The following is a 20,387-nucleotide window of genomic DNA, read 5'->3' on the forward strand; positions in this document are numbered from 1 at the left end:
ATGAAACGACAGCACCTGGAGACCGCTTGCGCGGTCTTCATGCTCTGCCTGGGCATGCTTGCGGTGGCCACGACGATCGTCGGCGTGGTTCGTCATTTTTCGCCCGTTCCGTTTTGGGATCAGTGGGATGGCGGAGTGCAGTTCTACATGAATGCGCTGAACGATCCGGTGATGGCATTCTTTCAACAGCACAACGAACATCGTCTCGCCTTCCCGAAACTGTTCTACTTCGCCGACATCCGCTACTTCGGTGGCCGCAATGTCTCGCTGCTGATCGTCAACCTGCTTTTCGCACTGTTGGTCGGCATTGCGCTCTATCGCGTTATCTCGCACGATCTTCCAGAGCGCCCGGCGCCACGCGCAATCGTCGCAGGTACGCTATTGATTCTCGCCTTCTCGTTTGTGCAACGCGAGAACTTCAATTGGGGATTCCAGAATCAGTGGTTCGCGATCTACCTGTTCGCATTTTGCGCTTTCCATTCTCTCGAACGGAGCGCGGACACGCGGACGGGTCACACGTCCCCATGGCTTGCAGCCGCACTCGCGTGCGCCACACTCGCGACGATATCGATGGCGAGCGGGCTGCTTGTGTTTCCGACGCTCATTGCATTCGGCCTGTATCTCAGGCTACCCCGGACAACGCTCGCCACCTTGATTGTCGCGACCATCGTCGCATGGGCGCTCTATTTCCATCACTGGACGTCGCCTGGCGGCGCCTCGCTCACCGCCTCGATGATTCAGCACCCGGGCGGCGTGCTGAAGTTCGTCATCCTCTATCTCGGGGCACCGTTTCATTACGCATTGCCGGGCCGTCGATCACTCGTCCTGCTGTGCGGATGCGTGCTGCTCGGCGGTGCGCTGCTCGGCATATGGATTGCGCTCACCGCGACGAAGCGTCCTCGCGCCGTCACGCTATTGGCGATGTCCGTGTTTCTGATCGGCAACGCAGTCATCACAGCCGCCGGGCGCTATATATTTGGCCTCGATGCTGCACTTTCGTCACGCTACACGACCAGCGGATTGATTGCCTTCGCATCCGTCGCGTTTTTCCTCTGGCTGAACTTGTCACAGCGCATTCCGCGCGCCGCCGTCGCAGTCGTGCTCATGCTGTATGTCGGCGTTATCGCCAACGGTCAAAAGGCCGTGCGCGAATCGGCGCACGACGAGGTTTATCGCAAGGCGATCGGTGGGCTCGCACTGCGCTCGCACGTCTATGATGCCGCCTATACGTCGGCCCTGTACCCCGATCCGTCCGTACTGCGCTCGACTGCGCAAGCCGCCGAGAGGTCCGGGCTCTCCATTTTTGCCGCCGACAACACGGACTATCCTCCGTTGCCCGAGCGCGTTCAATCCGACACCGCGTGCGAAGGCCAAATCGATATCGTGAAGGCCACCGAAACCCCCGGCGTGCTCGCCGCGCGCGGATGGGCCTTCGATTCCGCGTTGCGCCGCTACGCCCCAGCCGTCCTGCTGACGGACGCCACCGGGCGCGTGCTCGGACAGGCACTCACCGGCGAACGCCGTGACGACGTCGCTGCCGCTCTGCATACGCAGGACCCATACGGCGGCTGGCTCGGCTTCTTCAAAATGCCCCCCGATCGACGCGTGAGGGCATTCGGCGTGCTTGCGTCCGGCCGCTATTGCGCATTGCGCGGCGAGATCGACGTGCCGGCGCCATCGCCCTGAAATTTCTGGTTCCCGTTGCCGGCAGCGTATCATTCCACCTTTTAGCGGCACTCGAAACGTTCCGTTTCCCGATCTATGACCGACACTCGCATTGTCATCCCCGGCGGCGCCGGACTCGTTGGACAAAACCTGGTCGCGCGGCTGAAAGCCCGCGGCTTCAATAATCTCGTCGTTCTCGACAAGCATCGTGCGAACCTCGATGTCTTGAAGCGGGTCCATCCCGACGTCGAGGCCGTCTATGCGGACCTGGCCGACCCCGGCCCGTGGGCAAGCCATTTCGAGAATGCCGAAGTCGTCGTGATGCTGCAGGCACAAATCGGTGCGCCAACGATCGAGCCGTTCATCCGGAACAACATCGATTCCACGCGAAACGTGCTGGATGTGATCAAAAAGTATCGCATCCCTTTCACGGTGCACATCAGTTCGTCCGTCGTCAACTCGGTTGCCAAGGACTTCTATACCGACACGAAACGCGAGCAGGAACAGATCGTCGTTGCGTCGGGCATCGACTGCGTGGTGCTGCGCCCGACTTTGATGTTCGGCTGGTTCGACCGCAAACACCTGGGCTGGTTGTCGCGATTCATGCAGCAGGTACCGGTGTTTCCGATTCCGGGCAGCGGTCGATACATGCGCCAGCCGCTTTATGTCGGCGATTTCTGCAACGTCATTATCAGTTGCATCGAATCGCAGCCGCGCGGCCAGGCTTATAACATCAGCGGTCAGGAAAAGGTCGACTACATCGACATCATCCGCGAAATCAAGCGCAGCACCCGAGCGCGTTGCGCGATCCTGCGCATCCCCTATGGGTTGTTCTACGTATTGCTCAAGATCTACGCCGTCTTCGATCGAAATCCCCCCTTCACAGCCGATCAGCTAAAGGCGCTGACCGCCGGCGATGAATTCGAGGTGATCGACTGGGAACGCATCTTCGGTGTTCGCGCGACGCCGTTCCACAAGGCCGTGGACGAAACGTTCAACGACCCGACCTACAGCCAGATCGCCCTAGAATTCTGACCTTATGAAAAACGAACGCATCGCCGTGCTGGGCGCAGGTCCGATGGGACTCGGCGCCGCCTACCAACTCGTCAAGGACGGCTACAAACCGGTCATTTTCGAGGCTGACGACCGCGTCGGCGGAATGGCCGCCTGTTTCGACTTCGGCGGTATGTCGATCGAGCGCTACTACCATTTCCACGCGATCTCCGACCATGCCTTTTTCGACGTACTCGACGAACTCGGCATCAAGGACAAGATGAAATGGGTCGAGACCAAGATGGGCTACTACTTCCGGGATGAGGTCCAGCCTTGGGGCAACCCGGTCGCATTGCTGAAATTCCGCGGTCTCGGTCTCGCCGCGAAGATCCGCTACGGCTTGCACGCGTTTCTGTCCACGAAGCGCAATGACTGGAAGCCGCTCGACGGCGTCGAGGCGACCGGCTGGATTCGCCGCTGGGTGGGCGATGAAGCATGGGAAGTACTGTGGCGTCGCCTGTTCGATTACAAGTTCTACGATTACTCGCAGAACCTGTCGGCGGCGTGGATCTGGAGCCGCATCCGGCGCATCGGCCGTTCGCGCTATGACCTTTTCCGCGAGAAGCTCGGCTACCTCGAAGGCGGTTCGGATACGCTGCTGAATGCAATGCGTGACGCGATCGTCGCGGGCGGCGGCGAATTCCGGTTTCGCACTCCGGCTCGCAAGGTCGTCATCGAGAACGGCGAAGTGAAAGGCATCGAGGCCAACGGCGAATTCACGCCGTTCGACCGCGTGATCAGCACGGTCCCGCTGCCGTATGTGGCACAGATGATGCCCGACCTGCCCGGCAAGATACTGGAAGCCTACAAGCGACCGAAGTATGTTGCAGTCGTGTGCGTGATCGCCAAGCTCAAGCGCGCGGTCACCAACAACTTCTGGCTCAACACGAACGATCCGGACATGGACATTCCCGGTATCGTCGAATACACGAATCTCCGTCCGATGGATCAGCACATCGTCTATGTGCCGTTCTACGTGCCGGGTGAGCATCCGAAGTATCAGGAGGCCGACGAAGTCTTCATCGACAAGGTCAAACGGTATCTGATGAAGATCAACCCGGCGATCCAGCCGGACGACTTCATCGATGTCCGCGCGAGCCGCTATCGGTATGCGCAGCCGGTGTGCGATCCCGGCTACCTCGACAAACTCCCTCCGATCCAGTTGCCGGTAAAGGGGCTCGTCGTGGCCGATACGTCCTACTACTACCCCGAAGACCGCGGCATTTCGGAAAGTATTGGTCTCGCACGGAAAATGGCGAGGATGACATGAGCGCCGCGCAAGCCGCGACGACGCGCAGCGAGGAGTCGAAGCGCTTCCTGATGTTCCTGCTGACCGGCGGCTTGGCAGCCGCGGTCAACTGGAGCAGCCGGATCGCCTACAACCTGTGGGTGCCGTTCTCCGCGGCAATCGTGCTCGCCTATCTCACCGGGATGATCACCGCGTTCGTGCTTGCGAAGCTTTTCGTGTTCACGCGGAGCACGCAGTCGACCGGCAAGTCCATATTATTTTTCACGCTGGTCAACGTACTTGCCGTTGTGCAGACATGGCTCGTCAGCATGGGACTCTCGTACTACATGCTTCCCCGACTCGGCATCGTCTGGCACGCGAAAGAAATCGCCCACCTGGTCGGCGTGGCCGTGCCGGTGTTTTCCAGCTATATCGGCCACAAGAAGTGGTCGTTCAAGGAAGACTGACAGCTCTGGCGACAGCGCCTGTCGCCGGCAATCCGGCGACGAAGGAGACATCGCCACCGGCATCCGCTGCCACGTCGGATAACGGTTCACAGCGACTCGACCTGCTGGATGGCCAGCAAACGAGGCGGTCGAGTCACTTCCGCGCCGGTCACCGAAAAGCCTCCCCCCGGAACCACATGTCGGTCTGGTTGGCCTGCATTGTCGCGATGCCATTCGCCCCCACGTCAACCGAAGTCACAGCGCAAGAAACGAGGAGCGGGAACGTACCCCGCGCCTCGTCCCCTCCATCACGACGCCGTCACCGCCTCGACCACCCGCGAATCGACCTCAAACTGCACGCAAAGCTGCTGCGCATATCGGTCGGCGATCTCAATAACGGCGGCATCGACTGAATGATGTCGACGCACCCATAACTGAACGCTGCGAATCTCCTTGAGCAATGCCTCGGCGTCGCCGCCAATGGTCACGCTGGCTGCATGCCTGCGATGCCGATTGAGCGGCTCCGGAACGAATGCGATCATGCCTCGATCAGCCATCCGCAGGTACACCATCCAGTCACCCGCGACCCGAAACTGCCGGATATCGTCGAAGTAACGCTCCAGGACATCTTCGATAATCGCTCGCTTGAACACGACCGCACTGACGTTCGGTATCGTGTTCTTGACCGCGAGCGCGCTGGATATTTCCTGCTTGCCGTCCGCAATATAGGACTGCGTCCACTTGTCGACCGAGATATCGGCGACGTAGTCGCGGTAGTGCGCACAGATGAGCTCGCCCGTTTCGGCCATCTGCTTCGATTCGCAGTAGCTCAGGACCGTCCTTTCGTCACCGAATCCCTCCATGACGGCAGCAAGGAATTCCGGATCCGACAGATCGTCCGCTTCGGCGATCCAGACGTAGTCGCCCTTTGCAAGCTCGACGCCGCGCTTCCATTGGGCGAAAACCGAACCGGAATTCGCGCTGTTGACGACGAGACGATTGTCGATTGCCTGATTCGCCAGTCGTTCGCGGATAGCTTGAACGCTCCCATCCGACGAGTTGTCGTCCAGCACGATCAATTCGTAGATCGGATAGGTTTGCTTGAGAATCGAACCCAGCCGCTCATCGATGAAGCGCTCGTAGTTGTAGTTGGGAACCACGACGGAAACGCGCTTGAAGCCGCAATCGAGCATGTCGAGCAGATCGAATACGTAGTGGCGGAAGGAAAACTCCTCGGCCACGATCCGGGCGCCCTTGGCGCCCAGATCCTGCGCCTGCGCGACATGCTCGACGATTTCGCGCAGCGCGCCGGCGAAGGCGCCGACGTCCTCGAGAGGAACCACGATGCCGCTGCCGCGCTTCAGCAGTTCGCAACTGCCGGTCGCACCATCAAAGGCGACGACCGGCACACCGACTTCCAATGCCTCGAGCACGACCGACGGGAACGGATCCTCCCGGGACGTCAATGCAAGAACGTCAGCGCCTGCATAGTAGAGGTCCGTATCGGCATCAAGCCCCGTGAACACGACTTTGCGCTGCAGGCCGTGTTGCCCGACGATTGCGTCGGCGTTCGCCTTGGCCTCGCTCTCCCAATGCCCAACCCAGACGAAATACACGTCATCTCGATCGACAAGTTCGGCAGCGGCTTGCACGAACATATCGACCCCCTTGCGGAAGTCGGCGTAGCCCACGCCCAGCACGATCTTCGCATCTCTCGGCAAATGCAGGCGTTCGCGCAACGCGGAGCGTGCACGCTCGACATCGCCCCGCATGTGGTTGCGCTTGTACAGCCCCTGGGGCCGAATACGGATCTGTTGCTCGGTCAGTCCGGCGAACTGCGTGAACGAGTTCCTCACCATTTCAGCCGGGAAAACGACCGACTTTGCATGAGCGGATATTTCGGACGCGTGGCGTTCAAGACCATACTTGGTCAGCATGCCCTGAAGTTCGTGAACCAGCGCAATGCATTTCACGCCAGCCCGAGACAAGGTGCCGGCAAACAGGCCCGACACCGTCGTGTTGCAGATCGCGGCGCCGAAGCCCTGTTGAACGAGCCTGGCAACGAGCGCCTGAGCTTCTTCACCCTCGTGATCGAGGCCGGACAGATCGTGGACGGTGCCCCAGCGCTCGAACTCGGCCTTGAGCGGCCCTTCGCCCAGCAATACGGTCGCGACGTCGATGCCGAAATCCGTGGCCAGGGTCTTGACGAGATTCAGCGCGAGGAACTGCGCGCCATGCGCGTACGCATCATGCGAAACGACCAGGACTCGGCGCGCACTACCCGCCGCGGCGGCGCGCGAAAGCGCGTCGTTAGTGGCTTGCAGCCACGCGTATCCGTAGCGACGGTCGGGTTCGAGATGCGCGCCCTCCGCCCATTCATTCCACGCGTTGATGAAGACGAGACGCTCGTCCGGATTCTCGATCCGGCGAACCGTATCGACCGAGGCATTGAACAGCCACTCTTCGTACAGCTTCGGCGTCGACCCGACAAAGACGGTGCCACGCCCGGGCTTGCGCGCCTCGTTGTCCCACGAGGGCGTCACGCCGCGGAACAGACGGTACTCGGCATCCGAATATGAGCGGCTTCGCTCCAGATAGTGCGTCCAATCAAGGATATGGCCCGAATATCCGGTGTTGACCAGCGTGACGCTATCCGCTTTCGACGGCGGATTGCTGTTGTTCGGCGGGAATTCGATGGCGGCGTCGAACCCGTATTCGCGCGGATCGACCCTTTCGAACGACTGCGTATAGGCAAGATACAACTCGCCGAGACCGTTCGCGCGAGCCCATTCACGCCATCGCGTAACGGTCGCGCGTGCATCCGGCAGGAGATTCGGGCGATAAACCAGCAACAGCGGACGGCCGTCGATACGAATATAGCGCTCGTCCCGCATGTACTGAGCGACATGGGCGATGAACGCCAGATCGTCGTCGGGCGAATGATGCTGCGAAATCAGCAGTTCCTGGTCCAGGCCATCCCAGCGTCGGCTCCAGTTTTCATTCGCCCAGCACAGGCAGAATGGCAAATCGAACTCGCGGTGCTCGAGGTACTGGCGGATCGGCGCTTCCATCAGCCGCTTGCCACCGAACCAATAGAAGTAGAAGCAGAATCCGCCGAGACCCGCCGCCTTCGCAAGCTCCACCTGGCGGCGCTGCACGTCGGGAATCCGCAAGTCATAGAAGCCCAGTTCACCAGGCAAATGCGGCTGATAGTGCCCCGCGAACTGCGGCACGGCGCGCGTCACATTCGTCCATTCGGTAAAACCGCGGCCCCACCATTCGTCGTTTTCCGGGAATGGATGGAATTGCGGCAAATAGAACGCGATGGTCTTGACCGGCACTTCGCGCGGCGGCTCGGGCGGGAACGATTGGTAATCCGTCGACGGGTTGACCGCCGACACCGGCAGGCGCTGCGACGCGAGATTGACCTCGTCCGCCTTCGGTTCGGATGTCTCTGCTGAAGGGGCCGGCGCAGGTTCGGCAACCGGGTACTTCGCAGCATGCTCGCCAAGCGTTTGCACATGCACACGGCGTCGAAGCGCCAGCCAGTCCTGGTAGGCGCGCGTATGCGCGAACACACCGGGGAACAGCCGGAAGAAAAGCCCCTTGACCTTGCGCTTGAGCAGCCCGGGCACCGGCAACCGTCGATACAGCACCTTGCCCGCCGCGTGGATCGCCACGGTTCGCGTCTCGCCGCCTTGCATCAGGCGTTTCGCGAAACGCAAAGGCCTCGTGATCCGCCACGACGTACTTCCCAACAGTGTGCCGATCTGTTCGTCGCGCTGCCCGACGACCAATGCCATCCGATCGCTCTCCGCCGCAAGACGCGCCAACTCGGCAACCGTTCGATGGTAGTCGTTTGCAAGCCGTTCACGTTCGCGCTCGAGGCCCAGCGCCTTCTCCGCGAGAGAACGATTCTCGTCCGACAGGCTCTGCGTCTGCTCCGCGAAATGCCGGTCCAGAAACGCCACGCGCTCGTTCGCTTCCGCCAGTAGCTCGCTGACCTCGGCCAGGTGTTTGTTCTTCTCGTCGAGCGTCTTCGAAAGATGCTCCCGGAATGCCCGCTCCAGTTTGACGATTTCCCTCAGACTCGACATCGCCTGCAACGCAGGCTCGTCATGAACTTCGATACCTTCGACGCTTTCGCCGTGTTCGCGGAACGCAGCCAGGTCAGCCGGCGCGCTCCCGCGCTCGACCTGCAGCGCATCCGGTACCGGCACGTTCCGTTCCTTCAGCTGGCGCTCCAACCGCATCGCGAATTCCGCGATCGCTCCGGCTTCCGCACGCGCGGACAGTCTGAGCAACAACTCGCATCCGTTCGAAATTTGGCTCAATACATGGTCGGGAACCGGCAATTCGAACCATGGGTCATCCCCGGGGACAAGCAATTTGATCGGCCAGCCGTCCTCCAGTACGTACGCGCCGAACACCTCCGGCTTCGTTACGAAATCGCTGCGCCACGACCAGAAAATCTTTCCAGCGGAATCGGCAAGGGCGATGTCGATCAATTCGACAATGCCTGGACGATCGATCACATCGATGCGCAGCCTCCGCACCTTGAGTTCCGCGGCCGGTTCGCGCAATTCAAGGCGCGCAACGCGCTCGCTGCCGTCGGCCAGCACGTAGCAGCCCATTGCATGACGTTCGGACCACGCGTCGTCCACGTCGGTCTGCCAATACACCTTGCATTCGATCCGACCACCCTGCGTCTTGGAGATCACCTCTCCGGCGGTCGCCGTTACTTCGTACACCGTCACATCGAGACTCGGCAGTTCGCCGTCCGATGCCAGCGCGACAAAGTAGAGCGGCCGCGCAATGCCGACTTGCTCGTCGTCGCCCTGGACGTTCTCCGGCAGCAAGGTCCGCATCTGCGCATCCCTTGCGTCGAGCGTCGCAAGCACCGACCCTGTCATGACGCGCTGCCCGTAAAGCCCGACATGCGAAAACTGCGTGCGCAACAGCGTCTCGAACTCGTCGAGATACAGCTCTTTGACATGCCACGGATTGGAATAACCCGTCACATCCGAATACTCGTATTTGTTGGGACTGGAAATGACGACGAGCCCGCCCGGGCGAAGCACGCGCCGAATCTCCCGTATCATCGCTTCGTGCTGGTCGTGATGCTCGATCGTTTCGAAACTCACGACGAGATCGACACTTGAGTCACCCAGCGGAATATTCGCAGCAGACCCGACCACGAATTCGAGATTTGCCGCACGCTGTCCATACTCCGCCCGTGCGTGACGAATCGCGTCCTCGCTGATGTCGACACCGACGACTGTCGCAGCCTCGCGGGCAAGCGCGAACGATCCGTAGCCTTCACCACAGGCGATATCAAGCACCCGCAGCCCCTTCGCGAGCTTGCGTGCAACGAGATACCGGTGCATGTGCTCGACCTCGATCTGGGCGGACATCCCGGGAATGTAGCGCTCGCCATCCCAGACCAGATCGTCGGCCTGATGGGTGGTCGGCACGGTGTTCTTTTCGGACGAGGTCAAGGTGCTCTCGGTAATCTTCAAATATTCGTTGGACATAAAAGCTCTGTTACTACGCGGCCGAAGATGCCGTAACCCCTACACGCAGCATCGGCACGGCAAGAAGGTGGTTCGTGACACTTGACGAATGCACGCGAACCGGCAGCGCATCGTGAATCCAGTGCAACTGGACATGGTCTTGCTGGGTGCCGTCGGCAATCGCCACGTTGATCATGTACTCGCCCACCGGCAGCAGCGGCATCGCAAACGAGAAATGAGCCACCAGCGTGTCACTGGCGCTACACGACGCATCCTGCCCTTTGTATGTCAGATACGTGTTCTCTCCGAACAGCTGCTGACCGAGATGGTCATTGAAGAAAAAACCGATGATGGGGGCGCGGACATCGTCATGAATGGATGCGGTCACGCGAAGCGTCACCCGCTCCCCTCCAACGATCCAACTCAGCGGCACGTTCGAGTCATCGACGAATTCCACGTTCAAGATGCGCGCGGCCCCGCTGCCGAACGACGCCGCATCGGGATCGAACTGCAATACCTCGATGTCATTGCGATAAGGCGTCGCGTTGATGAGCGCCAACCGCGTATCGGCCTCGCTCGTCGCTATCCGCGGGGGTTTGGGAGTCTGGCGCTCGTCTGCGCCGACGGTACTCGGCGCAGAGTCAAAGTACGCCTCGAGATAGGCTTCACAGACCGCTTCTGGATCACCGACTCGCTTGACTTCGCCCTTGTCGATCCAGATGACGCGCGAGCACAGCTTCTTTACGGTCGACGTATCGTGGCTGACGAACAGAATCGTGCCGTTTTCCCTGAACCGGTCCATGAACCGCAGGCACTTCTGATTAAAAAAGGCGTCACCGACCGCCAGCGCTTCGTCCACCACCAGGATGTCCGCATCGACGTGGGCAATAACCGCGAACGCGAGCCGCACGAACATCCCGCTCGAGTACGACTTGACCGGTTGGTCGATGAACTCGCCGATATCGGCAAACTCGATAATCCTGTCGAGCCGTTCGTCGATCTGGCTACGCGAAAGGCCGTGCAGTTGCGCGTTCAGGTAGATGTTCTCACGGCCGGTGTATTCGAGATCGAACCCGGAACCCAGTTCGAGCAGCGCGGCGACCCTGCCTACCGTCTCGATCGTGCCTCGAGTCGGGCTCAGCGTCTGGCAGACGATCTGCAGCAGCGTGCTCTTGCCCGAGCCATTCCGTCCGATGATACCGATGGTTTCGCCCTTCGCGACCTCGAAGCTCACGTCGGTCAACGCCCAGAATGCGTCTGCGTACGACTCCGATTTCTTCCGCGCGGATTCACGCCATCTCCGGCTCGTCAGCGCCCGGCTCGCGAGCCCGAATGCGGCCTGCTTGAGATGGTTTGCCGGATGGTCATACGAACGAAACCCTTTTGCCACTTCGGTCGCTCGAATGACAATTTGCTTGGACATCGAAGCCCTTCCATGGAAAGCGCGATCCACGCGCGATCGCAAAAGTAACCGGCCTGCTCGGTCCGGACGTAACTCGCCATTTTAGCAAACCCGTCCGCGCGTGACAGACGGGGGCGCCGCGCATCGCATTGCACCCCGAAACAGCGCCGGGCATTGGCGCAAACCGTAACCATACGTAACATGGAGCCCCTCGCCACTCTGCAATAATGGGTGTCAGCCTGAGGGCTGTCCACGGCACACCAAGCATCAGCAAAGGTCATACGCATGTTCATCGTCTTCGGTTCACCCCGCTCCGGTACCACACTGCTCAAGGAAACGCTCAACCTGCATCCGGATCTGTTCATCCCGATGCAGACGACCCTGATCAGCACCAGCGCCCATCTGGCCGGCAGCATCTCGAACTGGAGCAAGGCCGCGGACGTCATGGCGCAAGCCCTGATCGCATCCGACGACTTCCCGGTGGTTTTTGGGCCATATTTCAGCGAGAGCGACCTGTACGACATCGTCAGATCGGCGCAGCCTTCACTCGCCGGCGTGCTGCAGTCCCTCTACGGTGAACTGGCCAAGCGGCTGGGCAAGCTGGAGTGCGGCGACAAGTCGCCGGACGACCTGCTTTCGATTCGAAAGCTCGAAGAGGTCGGGCTGCTCGACAACGCCCAGATGAAGTTCATCCACATCGTTCGCGACGTCCGGGGGTCGGTCTCCTCATTGCTGAACGTCGACTGGGCGCCTGCCGGCATCGAGGAATACTTTCCGCGCATCTGGAATTACACTAACTTGCATCTGTATCACGCGCTCAAGGACCGCCCCAACTATCTGCTGGTCCGCTACGAGGATTTCATCACGAACCCCTCGGCGACCGGCGAGCAAATCACGCGCCTTCTCGGCGTTCCATTTCACGAGTCCATGCTGGAATCGGGCAGGCGCGGCCCGGAACTCCGTACCAACCCGAGTCACCTCAACCTCGCGCAACCGTTCCTGCCCGAACGCATCAACGCGTGGCGCAACCAGCTCTTGCCCACGGTGATCGAACACTGCGAATACAGCGCTCGGGAAGCAATGCGAACATTTGGTTACATGTGATGCATCTACCGCTTTCGGGGCCCGAAAGCGGCAAATTCATCCCCGGACGCTATGAGATAATCGTTCGTTTCCCTCCGGGAGCAGAACGAACCACCGCTGTCGCGCAGCGTCTGCCCGGACGGGAGTTCGTCCCTATCCCGTGTTAAGTCGCTTCCGCTCGCAGACCATGCAAAGCTTCAGTGCCTCACCGATGTACCTCCTGACATCGCTGGTGAAGAATCGCCGGCTCATGTTTGACCTCGCGCGGCGAGACGCAGTCGGTCGATACAAGGGATCGGCGCTCGGGATTTTCTGGTCGATGCTGACGCCGCTGCTGATGTTGAGCGTCTACACGTTCGTATTCAGCGGGGTATTCAAGTCGAGATGGGGCAACCAGTCGACCCCGGGATCACATGGCGAGTTCGCGATCGTGCTGTTCGCCGGCATGTTGACTTTCAATATATTTTCCGAATGCGTGAATCGTGCGCCGTCCATCGTGTTGGCCAACACCAACTTCGTGAAAAAGATCGTCTTCCCGCTCGAGATACTGCCGTGCGTCACCCTGCTGTCGGCACTCTTTCACGCGTTCGTGAGCGTGACGATTCTCTTGGTCGCCGAATTCCTGATACAGGGGCACATTCCTGCGACGGCACTGCTGCTGCCCGTGGTGCTGGTGCCGCTCTGCTTGCTGATCCTCGGAATCTCCTGGCTGCTGTCCGCGACGGGCGTGTATCTGCGCGACATCGGGCAGACGATCGGCATTTTCGTCACGGCGCTGATGTTCCTGTCCCCGATATTTTTTCCCGCGTCGTCGCTCCCCGCGAGCTTTCAGCGCTTCATTTACTGGAATCCGTTGACCTTTCCGATTGAACAAAGCCGGAATGTCCTGATCTGGGGGAAACCGATCGATTGGTCGATATGGGCCATCTACCTGGCGATCGGCCTGATCGCGTCGTGGATCGGCTTTGCCTGGTTCCAGAAAACGCGCAAGGGATTTGCGGATGTCATCTGAGCACGTCATTCAGGTCACGTCGCTGAGCAAAGGCTTCAAAACGTACAGCCGGCCTTCCGATCGCCTTCGCCAATCGCTGTACGGATTCGCCGCCCGACTCGCGCCGGCCCGCCCGCTCAAGACATGGTTGCGCCACCGCGCCGATTCCGCCGGACGGACCTTCTGGGCCCTTCGCGACATCGATCTGACGATCTCTCGCGGCGAAACGGTCGGCATCATCGGCAGAAACGGGTCCGGCAAGAGCACGCTGCTGCAGATCATTTGCGGAACGCTGTCGCCGACTGGCGGCGCCGTTCATGCAACAGGGCGAATCGCTGCATTGCTCGAGTTGGGATCGGGTTTCGATCCCGAGTACACCGGGCGCGAAAACGTCTACATGAACGGACAGCTGCATGGCCTCTCGAAGGAGCAGATCGACGAGCGGTTTGCAGCCATCGAAGCGTTTGCGGATATCGGCCATTTCATCGATCAGCCGGTCAAGACCTATTCGAGCGGGATGTTCGTGCGACTCGCATTCGCGGTCATCGCGCACGTCGATGCCGATATTCTCGTGGTCGACGAGGCACTTGCCGTCGGGGACGCGTTCTTCACCCAGAAATGCATGCGCTTCCTGCGGAAGTTCATGCAGACCGGGACGATCCTGTTCGTCAGTCACGACACATCTGCCATACGAAGCCTGTGCACCCGCGCCGTCTGGATCGATCGCGGCGCCATTGTCGACGAGGGCGACCCGAAAGACGTCAGCAACCGCTACCTTCAAGCCTTCTACGAATCACAGCAAGGCAAGAGCAGGATCGCCGCCGCACCTTTGGCCGCACGGCCCGACAGCCATGCCGAAACACGGCTGGACCAGCGCACGCGGTTCCCGTCCCGTGATCTTGGCGTGCGCAATTTCACCTTCGACCCTTCAGCCGCCGATTCGCCCCCCGATGGCGCAGCAACCCTGCACACGGTTGAGCTTCTCAGGGAAGACGGTAGCCGGATGCTGTGGACCGCCGGCAGAGAAATCGCGACGCTGTGCGTCGAAACATCCGCTGCGTGTCACGTATCCGCCGCAGTCGTCGGATTCACCGTCAAGGACAAGCTCGGGCGACGGCTGTTCGGCGATCATACGTACTGGGCATCGCTCGACCCGTCGCTCGACGTGCCGGCAAATGAGCAGATCCGAGCGCAATTCACGTTCGACATGCCGATCCTGACGCCAGGCGAATATGCAATCGATATCGTCGTCGCAGACGCGACGTGGCCAGGCAGCCGGGTTCTGCTGCATCGGCACGATGCGTATGTTTTCAAGTCCGAGGCATCGTCCTCGTCGACCGGGCTGGTCGGGATTCCGATACAAATTTCGATGTCTGTCGACGCCGCCGCTACGCCCCGGACCTAATGCTCCACTGCCATGATTGACACTCCCCAGCCACCGACGCAATCCGGTACCGGGAACACTCCCGACAGCGACCTCGAACGCCAGCTTGCCGACGCAGTCAAGCGCAACGAACTTCTGAACGAACAGCTGAAACAGCTGCGCGCTCAAGTCACGGAAGGCGCCCTCGCACGAGCAGAGGCCGCAAGATTAAGAACCGATATCGCCACGATCCGCAACTCGACGTCGTGGCGCTTCACCGCGCCCCTCAGACGCATCGGCCGGATCGCGCATGCAACCAGGCTCGTCTTCCAGCTCGCCTCCCGCCAGGTTGCGTTGCGCGGCGGCTATCAGAACGTGTTCCGCCATGGTCTCGCGACCTTTCAGCGCGAAGGCATCAATGGCTTGCGCGCACGCCTGTCGCGACTGAGCAAAAGTGCCGGCCTGGCGGACGGAACGTCATTGGACGAGCTCTATCACGCGTGGATCGACCGATACGATACGCTTACCGAGCAGAAGCGAAATCAGGCCCTCGCTGAAATGGCGCACTTCCAAAGCGCCCCCCTGATCTCGATCGTCGTACCGACCTACAACAGCGACGCACATTTCCTGCAAGCGATGATCGAGTCGGTTCGACAGCAGCTCTATCCGAACTGGGAACTGTGCATCGCCGACGACGCATCCACGTCGGAATCGGTGAAACAGGTCCTTGAGGCGGCTCGCGCGCAAGACGAACGAATCAAGGTCGTGTATCGAACCGAAAACGGGCACATTTCCGAAGCCAGCAATAGCGCCCTTGCAATCGCGAACGGGCAGTTTGTCGCCCTGCTCGATCACGACGACGTCCTGCCGGCTCACGCTCTGTTCATGGCAGTGAAATACATGAACAGATACCCGCGTGCCCGGATGTTCTATAGCGACGAGGACAAGCTCTCCGTCGATGGCAAGCGCACCTCGCCATACTTCAAGAGCGACTGGAATCCGCAGTTGTTTCTCGCTCAGAACATGTTCTCCCATTTCGGCATATACGAAACCGCACTGGCACGCGAGGCCGGTGGATTCAGAAAGGGCTTCGAAGGCAGCCAGGATTACGATCTGGCGCTTCGCTGCGTCGAATTGGCCGGGCACGACAGCGTCGTTCACATTCCGCACGTGCTGTACCACTGGCGCGTCGCGCCCGGCAGTACCGCGAGCAGCGGAAGCGAAAAGCCTTACGCGTTGCTCGCCGCCATTCGCGCACTCGAGGAACATTTGGCGCGAACCCATACCCGAGCAACGGTCGAGCACCCGTGCGACCAGCATTCGACGCTCCGGGTTCGGTACGCGCTGCCTCAACCCGCACCGAAGATCTCGATCCTCATCCCGACCCGGGACGGGCTTTCGCTGATCAAGCAATGCATCGACAGCATTTTCGCCAAAACAAACTATCCCGATTACGAAATTATCGTCATCGATAACGGCAGCGTAAAAAGCGAAACACTGACGTATTTCGAGTCGCTGAAATCCGAACCGCGCATCCGTGTCATTCGCGACGACTCGCCGTTCAATTACTCGGCACTCAACAATCGAGCTGCAGCCCTCGCGACAGGCGACTATCTCTGCCTCTTGAATAATGACATCGAGATCATTTCGCCCGAGTGGCTGGATGAACTGGTCGGTATTGCGTCCCAGCCCGGGAACGGCGCCGTTGGAGCCGCGCTTTGGTACCCGAACGACACGCTCCAGCACGGCGGCGTAGTCATTGGACTCGGTGGCGTGGCGGGCCATATGCACACGCTGCTGCCGCGCGGCGGCTTCGGCTATTTCTGCCGAGCCGCCGCCGCCCAGAATCTGTCGGCGGTAACCGCTGCCTGCCTGGTCATTCGCAAATCCATCTATATGGAAGTCGGGGGACTGAACGAAGAACTCGCGGTCGCATTCAACGATGTCGACTTCTGCTTGCGCGTTCGTGAAGCGGGCTATCGGAATGTGTGGACGCCCTTTGCCGAGCTGTATCATCACGAGTCGGCCACACGCGGTTCCGACATGGACCCGGACAAGTATCAGCGCTTCGTCGGCGAGGTGCGATGGATGGAACAACGCTGGGGCGATCATCTCGAGCTCGATCCAGCCTACAACCCCAATCTGACGCTAAGCGGACACGATGCACCATTCGCTTTCGCCGATCCACCTCGAATCGGCATGCTGGACTGAGGGGCGGGCAAGGCGCTCGGCGTTGCCCCGAACGCCCCGGCTTTCGGCCGGTCTGGTCCGAAAAAGCCGGGCTGTATAATCGATCGACATCACCGATTGCGGATACACCGCATTCCGGATGTGTCGATCGCCGATAACACACACTCTCAGGCAACTCGATCTTGTCGCTTCGCTCCGACGCAATCGTCGTTACTTACGAACCCGATGTCACTGCGCTATCGAGCCTCGTCTCGACCCTCTCGCCGCAGGTCAACAGGATAGTAATCGTCGATAACGGCTCGACCAATCTGAACGACTGGCGTCACAATCTGCCGGCCGCCAACATCCATGTGCTCGACCAAGGCATCAACACCGGTATCGCCGCGGCCCTGAACACCGGGTTTCGTACCGTGCGCGAATTCGGCACGGCCGAGTTCGCGGTGCTGTTCGATCAGGACAGCTCGCCATCCGATGCAATGGTCGACCAGCTCGAGGGACATCACGACGAGCTCGCGCGGCAGCATCGGCCGGTTGCACAGATAGGTCCGTACTTTTTCGAGCAGAACCGCGGCCACTACCTGCCGTTTATCGAATTTGCGTATGGTGTTCCGCGGCGCAAACATGCGCATGACGGTGTGAGCTGGACCACGGCCGATTACCTGATCACGTCCGGCGCGCTTGTTCCGCTCCGCGCAATCGATCAGGTCGGCGCGCTCGACGAAACGCTCTTCATCGACTACGTCGATATCGAATGGGGCTTGCGTGCCAAGGCGGCCGGCCTCCAGAGCTATGGGGTCTATGACGTTCGCATGCACCACGCGATCGGTGAAAAAGCCCTCAAGCTCGCCGCGCTACGCATTGCGATGCACAAGCCGATTCGTCGGTACTACTATTATCGCAACGCGTTATTGCTGTGCCGCCGCCGTTACATCCCGATCGCCTGGAAGATTCACGAGATTACCCGGCTCGCCGTCAAGTTCTGGATCTTCGCCCTGTTCTCCCGACATCGAGCGGCCGACGTCGGGATGATGCTCAAGGGAACGCTCGACGGGCTGCGCGGCCGCGGCGGCGAATACGATAACCGCCCCCGCTGACGGCCGCCAATCAGCGCCCTGCCAGGCAGAGATCGAGCGCTTCTTTCCAGTCGGGGGCACGCAAGCCGAATACATCCTGAAGCTTGCCCCCCGCCATGCGCGAGTTTGCCGGACGCGTCGCCGGCACCGGATACTCCGCGGCCGAAATCGGCAGCACGCTCGGCCGCGATTCTCCGCCTGCAAGTTCGAATATCGCCGACGCAAAGCCGTGCCAGGACGTTACCCCGCTCGCAGTCATGTGATAAATGCCGGATCGCTCGTTCCACCATTGCGTCACGTCTTGCGATGCCTTCGCCTGAGCGACGACGTGCGAAGTCAATGTCGCGATCGTGTTACTCCAGGTCGGGGCGCCAATCTGGTCGGACACAACCTTCAGCTCGCTTCGCTCCTTGCCGAGGCGAAGCATCGTCAGCATGAAATTGCGTCCGCGCGCACCATAGACCCAGCTCGTACGGAAAATCAGATGCGCCGCACCGGACGCAGCGATGGCCGCTTCGCCCGCCAGTTTCGACTCGCCGTAGACATTCGCCGGACAAGCCGGGTCGGTTTCGACGTACTCGCCGTCCTTGGTACCGTCGAATACGTAGTCGGTCGAGTAATGAATCAAGGCCGCGCCCAATTTGCGCGCTTCCTCGCCCATCACACCCGGCGCCACGCCATTGATCGCCATCGCGAGATCGCGTTCCTGCTCCGCCTTGTCCACGGCGGTGTATGCAGCCGGATTGACGATCAGGGTCGGCCGTATCTCACGGATCACCGCGCGTATCGAATCAGGCTGCGAAAGATCGAGTGCGCTGCGATCGACGGCGAAAACCTGACCCAGCCCCTGAAGCGTGCGCACGAGTTCGAATCCGACCTGGCCATTGACGCCGGTCACCAGGATGCGTTGCGGAATGCGGCCAGCGTTCACGTCGAGTGCTCCGCTCATGCGAAAACTTCTGCTTCGGCGAGACGCTTGCCCGCCGCATCCTTCGCGGCCAGCAGCGGTTCGAAGTCGATCGGCCACTCGATCCCGATTTCCGGGTCGTTCCAGACGATGCTGCGCTCGTGCTCCGGGAACCAGTAGTCGGTCGTTTTGTAGAGGAATTGCGCGGCCTCCGACAACACGACGAATCCATGCGCGAAGCCCGGCGGCACCCACAGCTGGCGATGATTGTCGTTCGACAGCACGACACCGACCCATTTGCCAAAATTCGGCGAGCCCTTGCGAATATCGACCGCGACGTCGAAGACCTCCCCTTCCACGACGCGAACCAGCTTGCCTTGCGCATGTTGAATCTGGTAATGCAGCCCGCGCAGCACGCCCTTCGCCGAACGCGAATGGTTGTCCTGAACGAACTCGATACCGGGTTCCACCTGCTCGGCAAATTCACGCGCGTTGAAGCTTTCGTAGAAGAACCCGCGCGCATCACCGAATACTTTCGGCTCGATGATCTTGATTTCGGGCAACGCCGTTGCCGTTACTTGGATGGCCATGCGACTTGATCCGTGAGAATGTTCTTGAGGTATTGTCCGTAAGCGTTCTTCGCGAGCGGCTGCGCCAGCTTGAGCACTTGCTCGGCATCGATCCAGTGCTTGCGGTACGCAATTTCCTCGGGACAGGCAACCACAAGGCCCTGCCGCTTCTGCAGCGTCGCGATGAAGCTCGCGGCCTCGATCAGCGAATCGTGCGTGCCGGTGTCGAGCCATGCATAGCCGCGGCCCATGATTTCGACGTTCAGCGCGCCTTCGTCGAGATAGCGTGAATTGACGTCGGTAATTTCCAGCTCGCCGCGCGGCGACGGCTTGATGTCCGCCGCGATGTCGCACACGCGGTTGTCGTAGAAGTACAGGCCCGTCACAGCGTAGTTCGAGCGCGGCTTCGCGGGCTTCTCCTCGATCGACAGCGCGCGGAATCCCTTGTCGAACTCGACGACGCCGTAACGCTCCGGGTCGTGCACGTGATAAGCGAACACCGTCGCACCTGCCTCCTGCGCATGTGCCCGTTCGAGCTGCTTGGCGAGATCATGGCCGTAGAAGATGTTGTCGCCGAGAATCAGCGCCGACGGATCGTTGCCGACGAACTCCTTCCCGATGATGAACGCCTGCGCGAGGCCGTCCGGAGACGGCTGCACCGCGTACTGGATATTCATCCCCCATTGGCTGCCGTCACCGAGCATCGTTTCGAAGCGCGGCGTGTCCTGCGGCGTCGAGATGATCAGGACGTCGCGAATGCCCGCCACCATCAGCGTCGACAGCGGATAGTAGATCATCGGCTTGTCGTACACCGGCAGAAGCTGCTTCGACACGACGTGCGTAATCGGGTACAACCGCGTGCCGGAACCACCGGCGAGAATGATGCCTTTACGTGCCATCGCGT

Annotated in this window: 14 protein-coding genes; 9 read left to right on the forward strand and 5 right to left on the reverse strand. The window is 60.5% G+C overall.

Features of this window, described 5'->3' with window-relative positions; genetic code table 11:
• From ABFO07_RS15265 to ABFO07_RS15280, 4 genes are all read left to right on the forward strand, one after another.
• The gene (locus tag ABFO07_RS15265) at positions 1-1,686 is read left to right on the forward strand and encodes a hypothetical protein (protein WP_347467806.1); all 1,686 of its coding nucleotides are present in this window, start codon (positions 1-3) and stop codon (positions 1,684-1,686) included.
• Between the two features lie 75 nt (positions 1,687-1,761).
• Positions 1,762-2,700: an NAD-dependent epimerase/dehydratase family protein gene (locus tag ABFO07_RS15270; protein WP_059565355.1), complete on the forward strand. Its 939-nt coding sequence runs from the start codon at positions 1,762-1,764 to the stop codon at positions 2,698-2,700.
• Between the two features lie 4 nt (positions 2,701-2,704).
• Positions 2,705-3,988 (forward strand): NAD(P)/FAD-dependent oxidoreductase, encoded by a 1,284-nt coding sequence (locus ABFO07_RS15275; RefSeq protein WP_060149152.1) that lies wholly within the window; start codon positions 2,705-2,707, stop codon positions 3,986-3,988.
• Complete coding sequence (locus ABFO07_RS15280; RefSeq protein WP_347467809.1) at positions 3,985-4,413, forward strand: GtrA family protein; 429 nt, start codon at positions 3,985-3,987, stop codon at positions 4,411-4,413. Before ABFO07_RS15275 ends, ABFO07_RS15280 begins: the two co-directional genes overlap by 4 nt.
• Positions 4,414-4,700: 287 nt before the next feature.
• Here the strand turns inward: ABFO07_RS15280 and ABFO07_RS15285 are convergent, their stop codons facing one another.
• Positions 4,701-9,926: a glycoside hydrolase family 99-like domain-containing protein gene (locus tag ABFO07_RS15285; RefSeq protein WP_347467811.1), complete on the reverse strand. Its 5,226-nt coding sequence runs from the start codon at positions 9,924-9,926 to the stop codon at positions 4,701-4,703.
• 13 nt (positions 9,927-9,939) lie between these two features.
• A complete protein-coding gene (locus tag ABFO07_RS15290) occupies positions 9,940-11,328 on the reverse strand; it encodes an ABC transporter ATP-binding protein (protein ID WP_347467813.1) in 1,389 nt (462 codons plus the stop codon).
• Between the two features lie 264 nt (positions 11,329-11,592).
• On the opposite strand from ABFO07_RS15290, the gene ABFO07_RS15295 reads away from it, so the two are divergent.
• The 5 genes from ABFO07_RS15295 to ABFO07_RS15315 all read left to right on the forward strand — a co-directional run bounded on the left by ABFO07_RS15295 (position 11,593) and on the right by ABFO07_RS15315 (position 18,028).
• Positions 11,593-12,411, forward strand: coding sequence for a sulfotransferase family protein (locus tag ABFO07_RS15295; RefSeq protein ID WP_059802395.1), 819 nt, complete (start codon positions 11,593-11,595; stop codon positions 12,409-12,411).
• Between the two features lie 166 nt (positions 12,412-12,577).
• Positions 12,578-13,402, forward strand: coding sequence for an ABC transporter permease (locus tag ABFO07_RS15300; protein ID WP_017880710.1), 825 nt, complete (start codon positions 12,578-12,580; stop codon positions 13,400-13,402).
• Complete coding sequence (locus ABFO07_RS15305; protein WP_347467816.1) at positions 13,392-14,786, forward strand: ABC transporter ATP-binding protein; 1,395 nt, start codon at positions 13,392-13,394, stop codon at positions 14,784-14,786. The genes ABFO07_RS15300 and ABFO07_RS15305 overlap by 11 nt, the downstream gene beginning before the upstream one ends.
• Before the next feature lie 12 nt (positions 14,787-14,798).
• A complete protein-coding gene (locus tag ABFO07_RS15310) occupies positions 14,799-16,955 on the forward strand; it encodes a glycosyltransferase family 2 protein (RefSeq protein WP_185642619.1) in 2,157 nt (718 codons plus the stop codon).
• Positions 16,956-17,116: 161 nt separating this feature from the next.
• The gene (locus ABFO07_RS15315; RefSeq protein WP_060149155.1) at positions 17,117-18,028 is read left to right on the forward strand and encodes a glycosyltransferase family 2 protein; all 912 of its coding nucleotides are present in this window, start codon (positions 17,117-17,119) and stop codon (positions 18,026-18,028) included.
• A gap of 10 nt (positions 18,029-18,038) precedes the next feature.
• Here ABFO07_RS15315 and rfbD read toward each other — a convergent pair whose 3' ends face one another.
• The 3 genes from rfbD to rfbA are packed head-to-tail and all read right to left on the reverse strand — an operon-like array spanning position 18,039 to position 20,382.
• Positions 18,039-18,956: a dTDP-4-dehydrorhamnose reductase gene (gene rfbD, locus ABFO07_RS15320; RefSeq protein ID WP_347467818.1), complete on the reverse strand. Its 918-nt coding sequence runs from the start codon at positions 18,954-18,956 to the stop codon at positions 18,039-18,041.
• A complete protein-coding gene (gene rfbC, locus ABFO07_RS15325; protein WP_060149156.1) occupies positions 18,953-19,504 on the reverse strand; it encodes a dTDP-4-dehydrorhamnose 3,5-epimerase in 552 nt (183 codons plus the stop codon). The genes rfbD and rfbC overlap by 4 nt, the downstream gene beginning before the upstream one ends.
• A complete protein-coding gene (rfbA, locus tag ABFO07_RS15330) occupies positions 19,489-20,382 on the reverse strand; it encodes a glucose-1-phosphate thymidylyltransferase RfbA (RefSeq protein ID WP_059565345.1) in 894 nt (297 codons plus the stop codon). Before rfbA ends, rfbC begins: the two co-directional genes overlap by 16 nt.
• Positions 20,383-20,387 lie beyond the last annotated feature (5 nt).

The sequence above is a fragment of the Burkholderia stagnalis genome, assembly GCF_039848545.1.
GTDB classification, from domain to species: Bacteria; Pseudomonadota; Gammaproteobacteria; order Burkholderiales; family Burkholderiaceae; genus Burkholderia; species Burkholderia stagnalis.

Bases quoted from the DNA above. Each gene is read 5' to 3' on its own strand.
- ABFO07_RS15270 (WP_059565355.1), top strand. From the start codon at position 1,762: ATGACCGACACTCGCATTGTCATCCCCGGCGGCGCCGGACTCGTTGGA.
- rfbD (WP_347467818.1), bottom strand. From the start codon at position 18,956: ATGAGCGGAGCACTCGACGTGAACGCTGGCCGCATTCCGCAACGCATC.
- ABFO07_RS15310 (WP_185642619.1), top strand. From the start codon at position 14,799: ATGATTGACACTCCCCAGCCACCGACGCAATCCGGTACCGGGAACACT.
- ABFO07_RS15305 (WP_347467816.1), top strand. From the start codon at position 13,392: ATGTCATCTGAGCACGTCATTCAGGTCACGTCGCTGAGCAAAGGCTTC.
- ABFO07_RS15295 (WP_059802395.1), top strand. From the start codon at position 11,593: ATGTTCATCGTCTTCGGTTCACCCCGCTCCGGTACCACACTGCTCAAG.
- ABFO07_RS15285 (WP_347467811.1), bottom strand. From the start codon at position 9,926: ATGTCCAACGAATATTTGAAGATTACCGAGAGCACCTTGACCTCGTCC.
- rfbC (WP_060149156.1), bottom strand. From the start codon at position 19,504: ATGGCCATCCAAGTAACGGCAACGGCGTTGCCCGAAATCAAGATCATC.
- ABFO07_RS15300 (WP_017880710.1), top strand. From the start codon at position 12,578: ATGCAAAGCTTCAGTGCCTCACCGATGTACCTCCTGACATCGCTGGTG.
- rfbA (WP_059565345.1), bottom strand. From the start codon at position 20,382: ATGGCACGTAAAGGCATCATTCTCGCCGGTGGTTCCGGCACGCGGTTG.
- ABFO07_RS15290 (WP_347467813.1), bottom strand. From the start codon at position 11,328: ATGTCCAAGCAAATTGTCATTCGAGCGACCGAAGTGGCAAAAGGGTTT.
- ABFO07_RS15275 (WP_060149152.1), top strand. From the start codon at position 2,705: ATGAAAAACGAACGCATCGCCGTGCTGGGCGCAGGTCCGATGGGACTC.
- ABFO07_RS15265 (WP_347467806.1), top strand. From the start codon at position 1: ATGAAACGACAGCACCTGGAGACCGCTTGCGCGGTCTTCATGCTCTGC.
- ABFO07_RS15280 (WP_347467809.1), top strand. From the start codon at position 3,985: ATGAGCGCCGCGCAAGCCGCGACGACGCGCAGCGAGGAGTCGAAGCGC.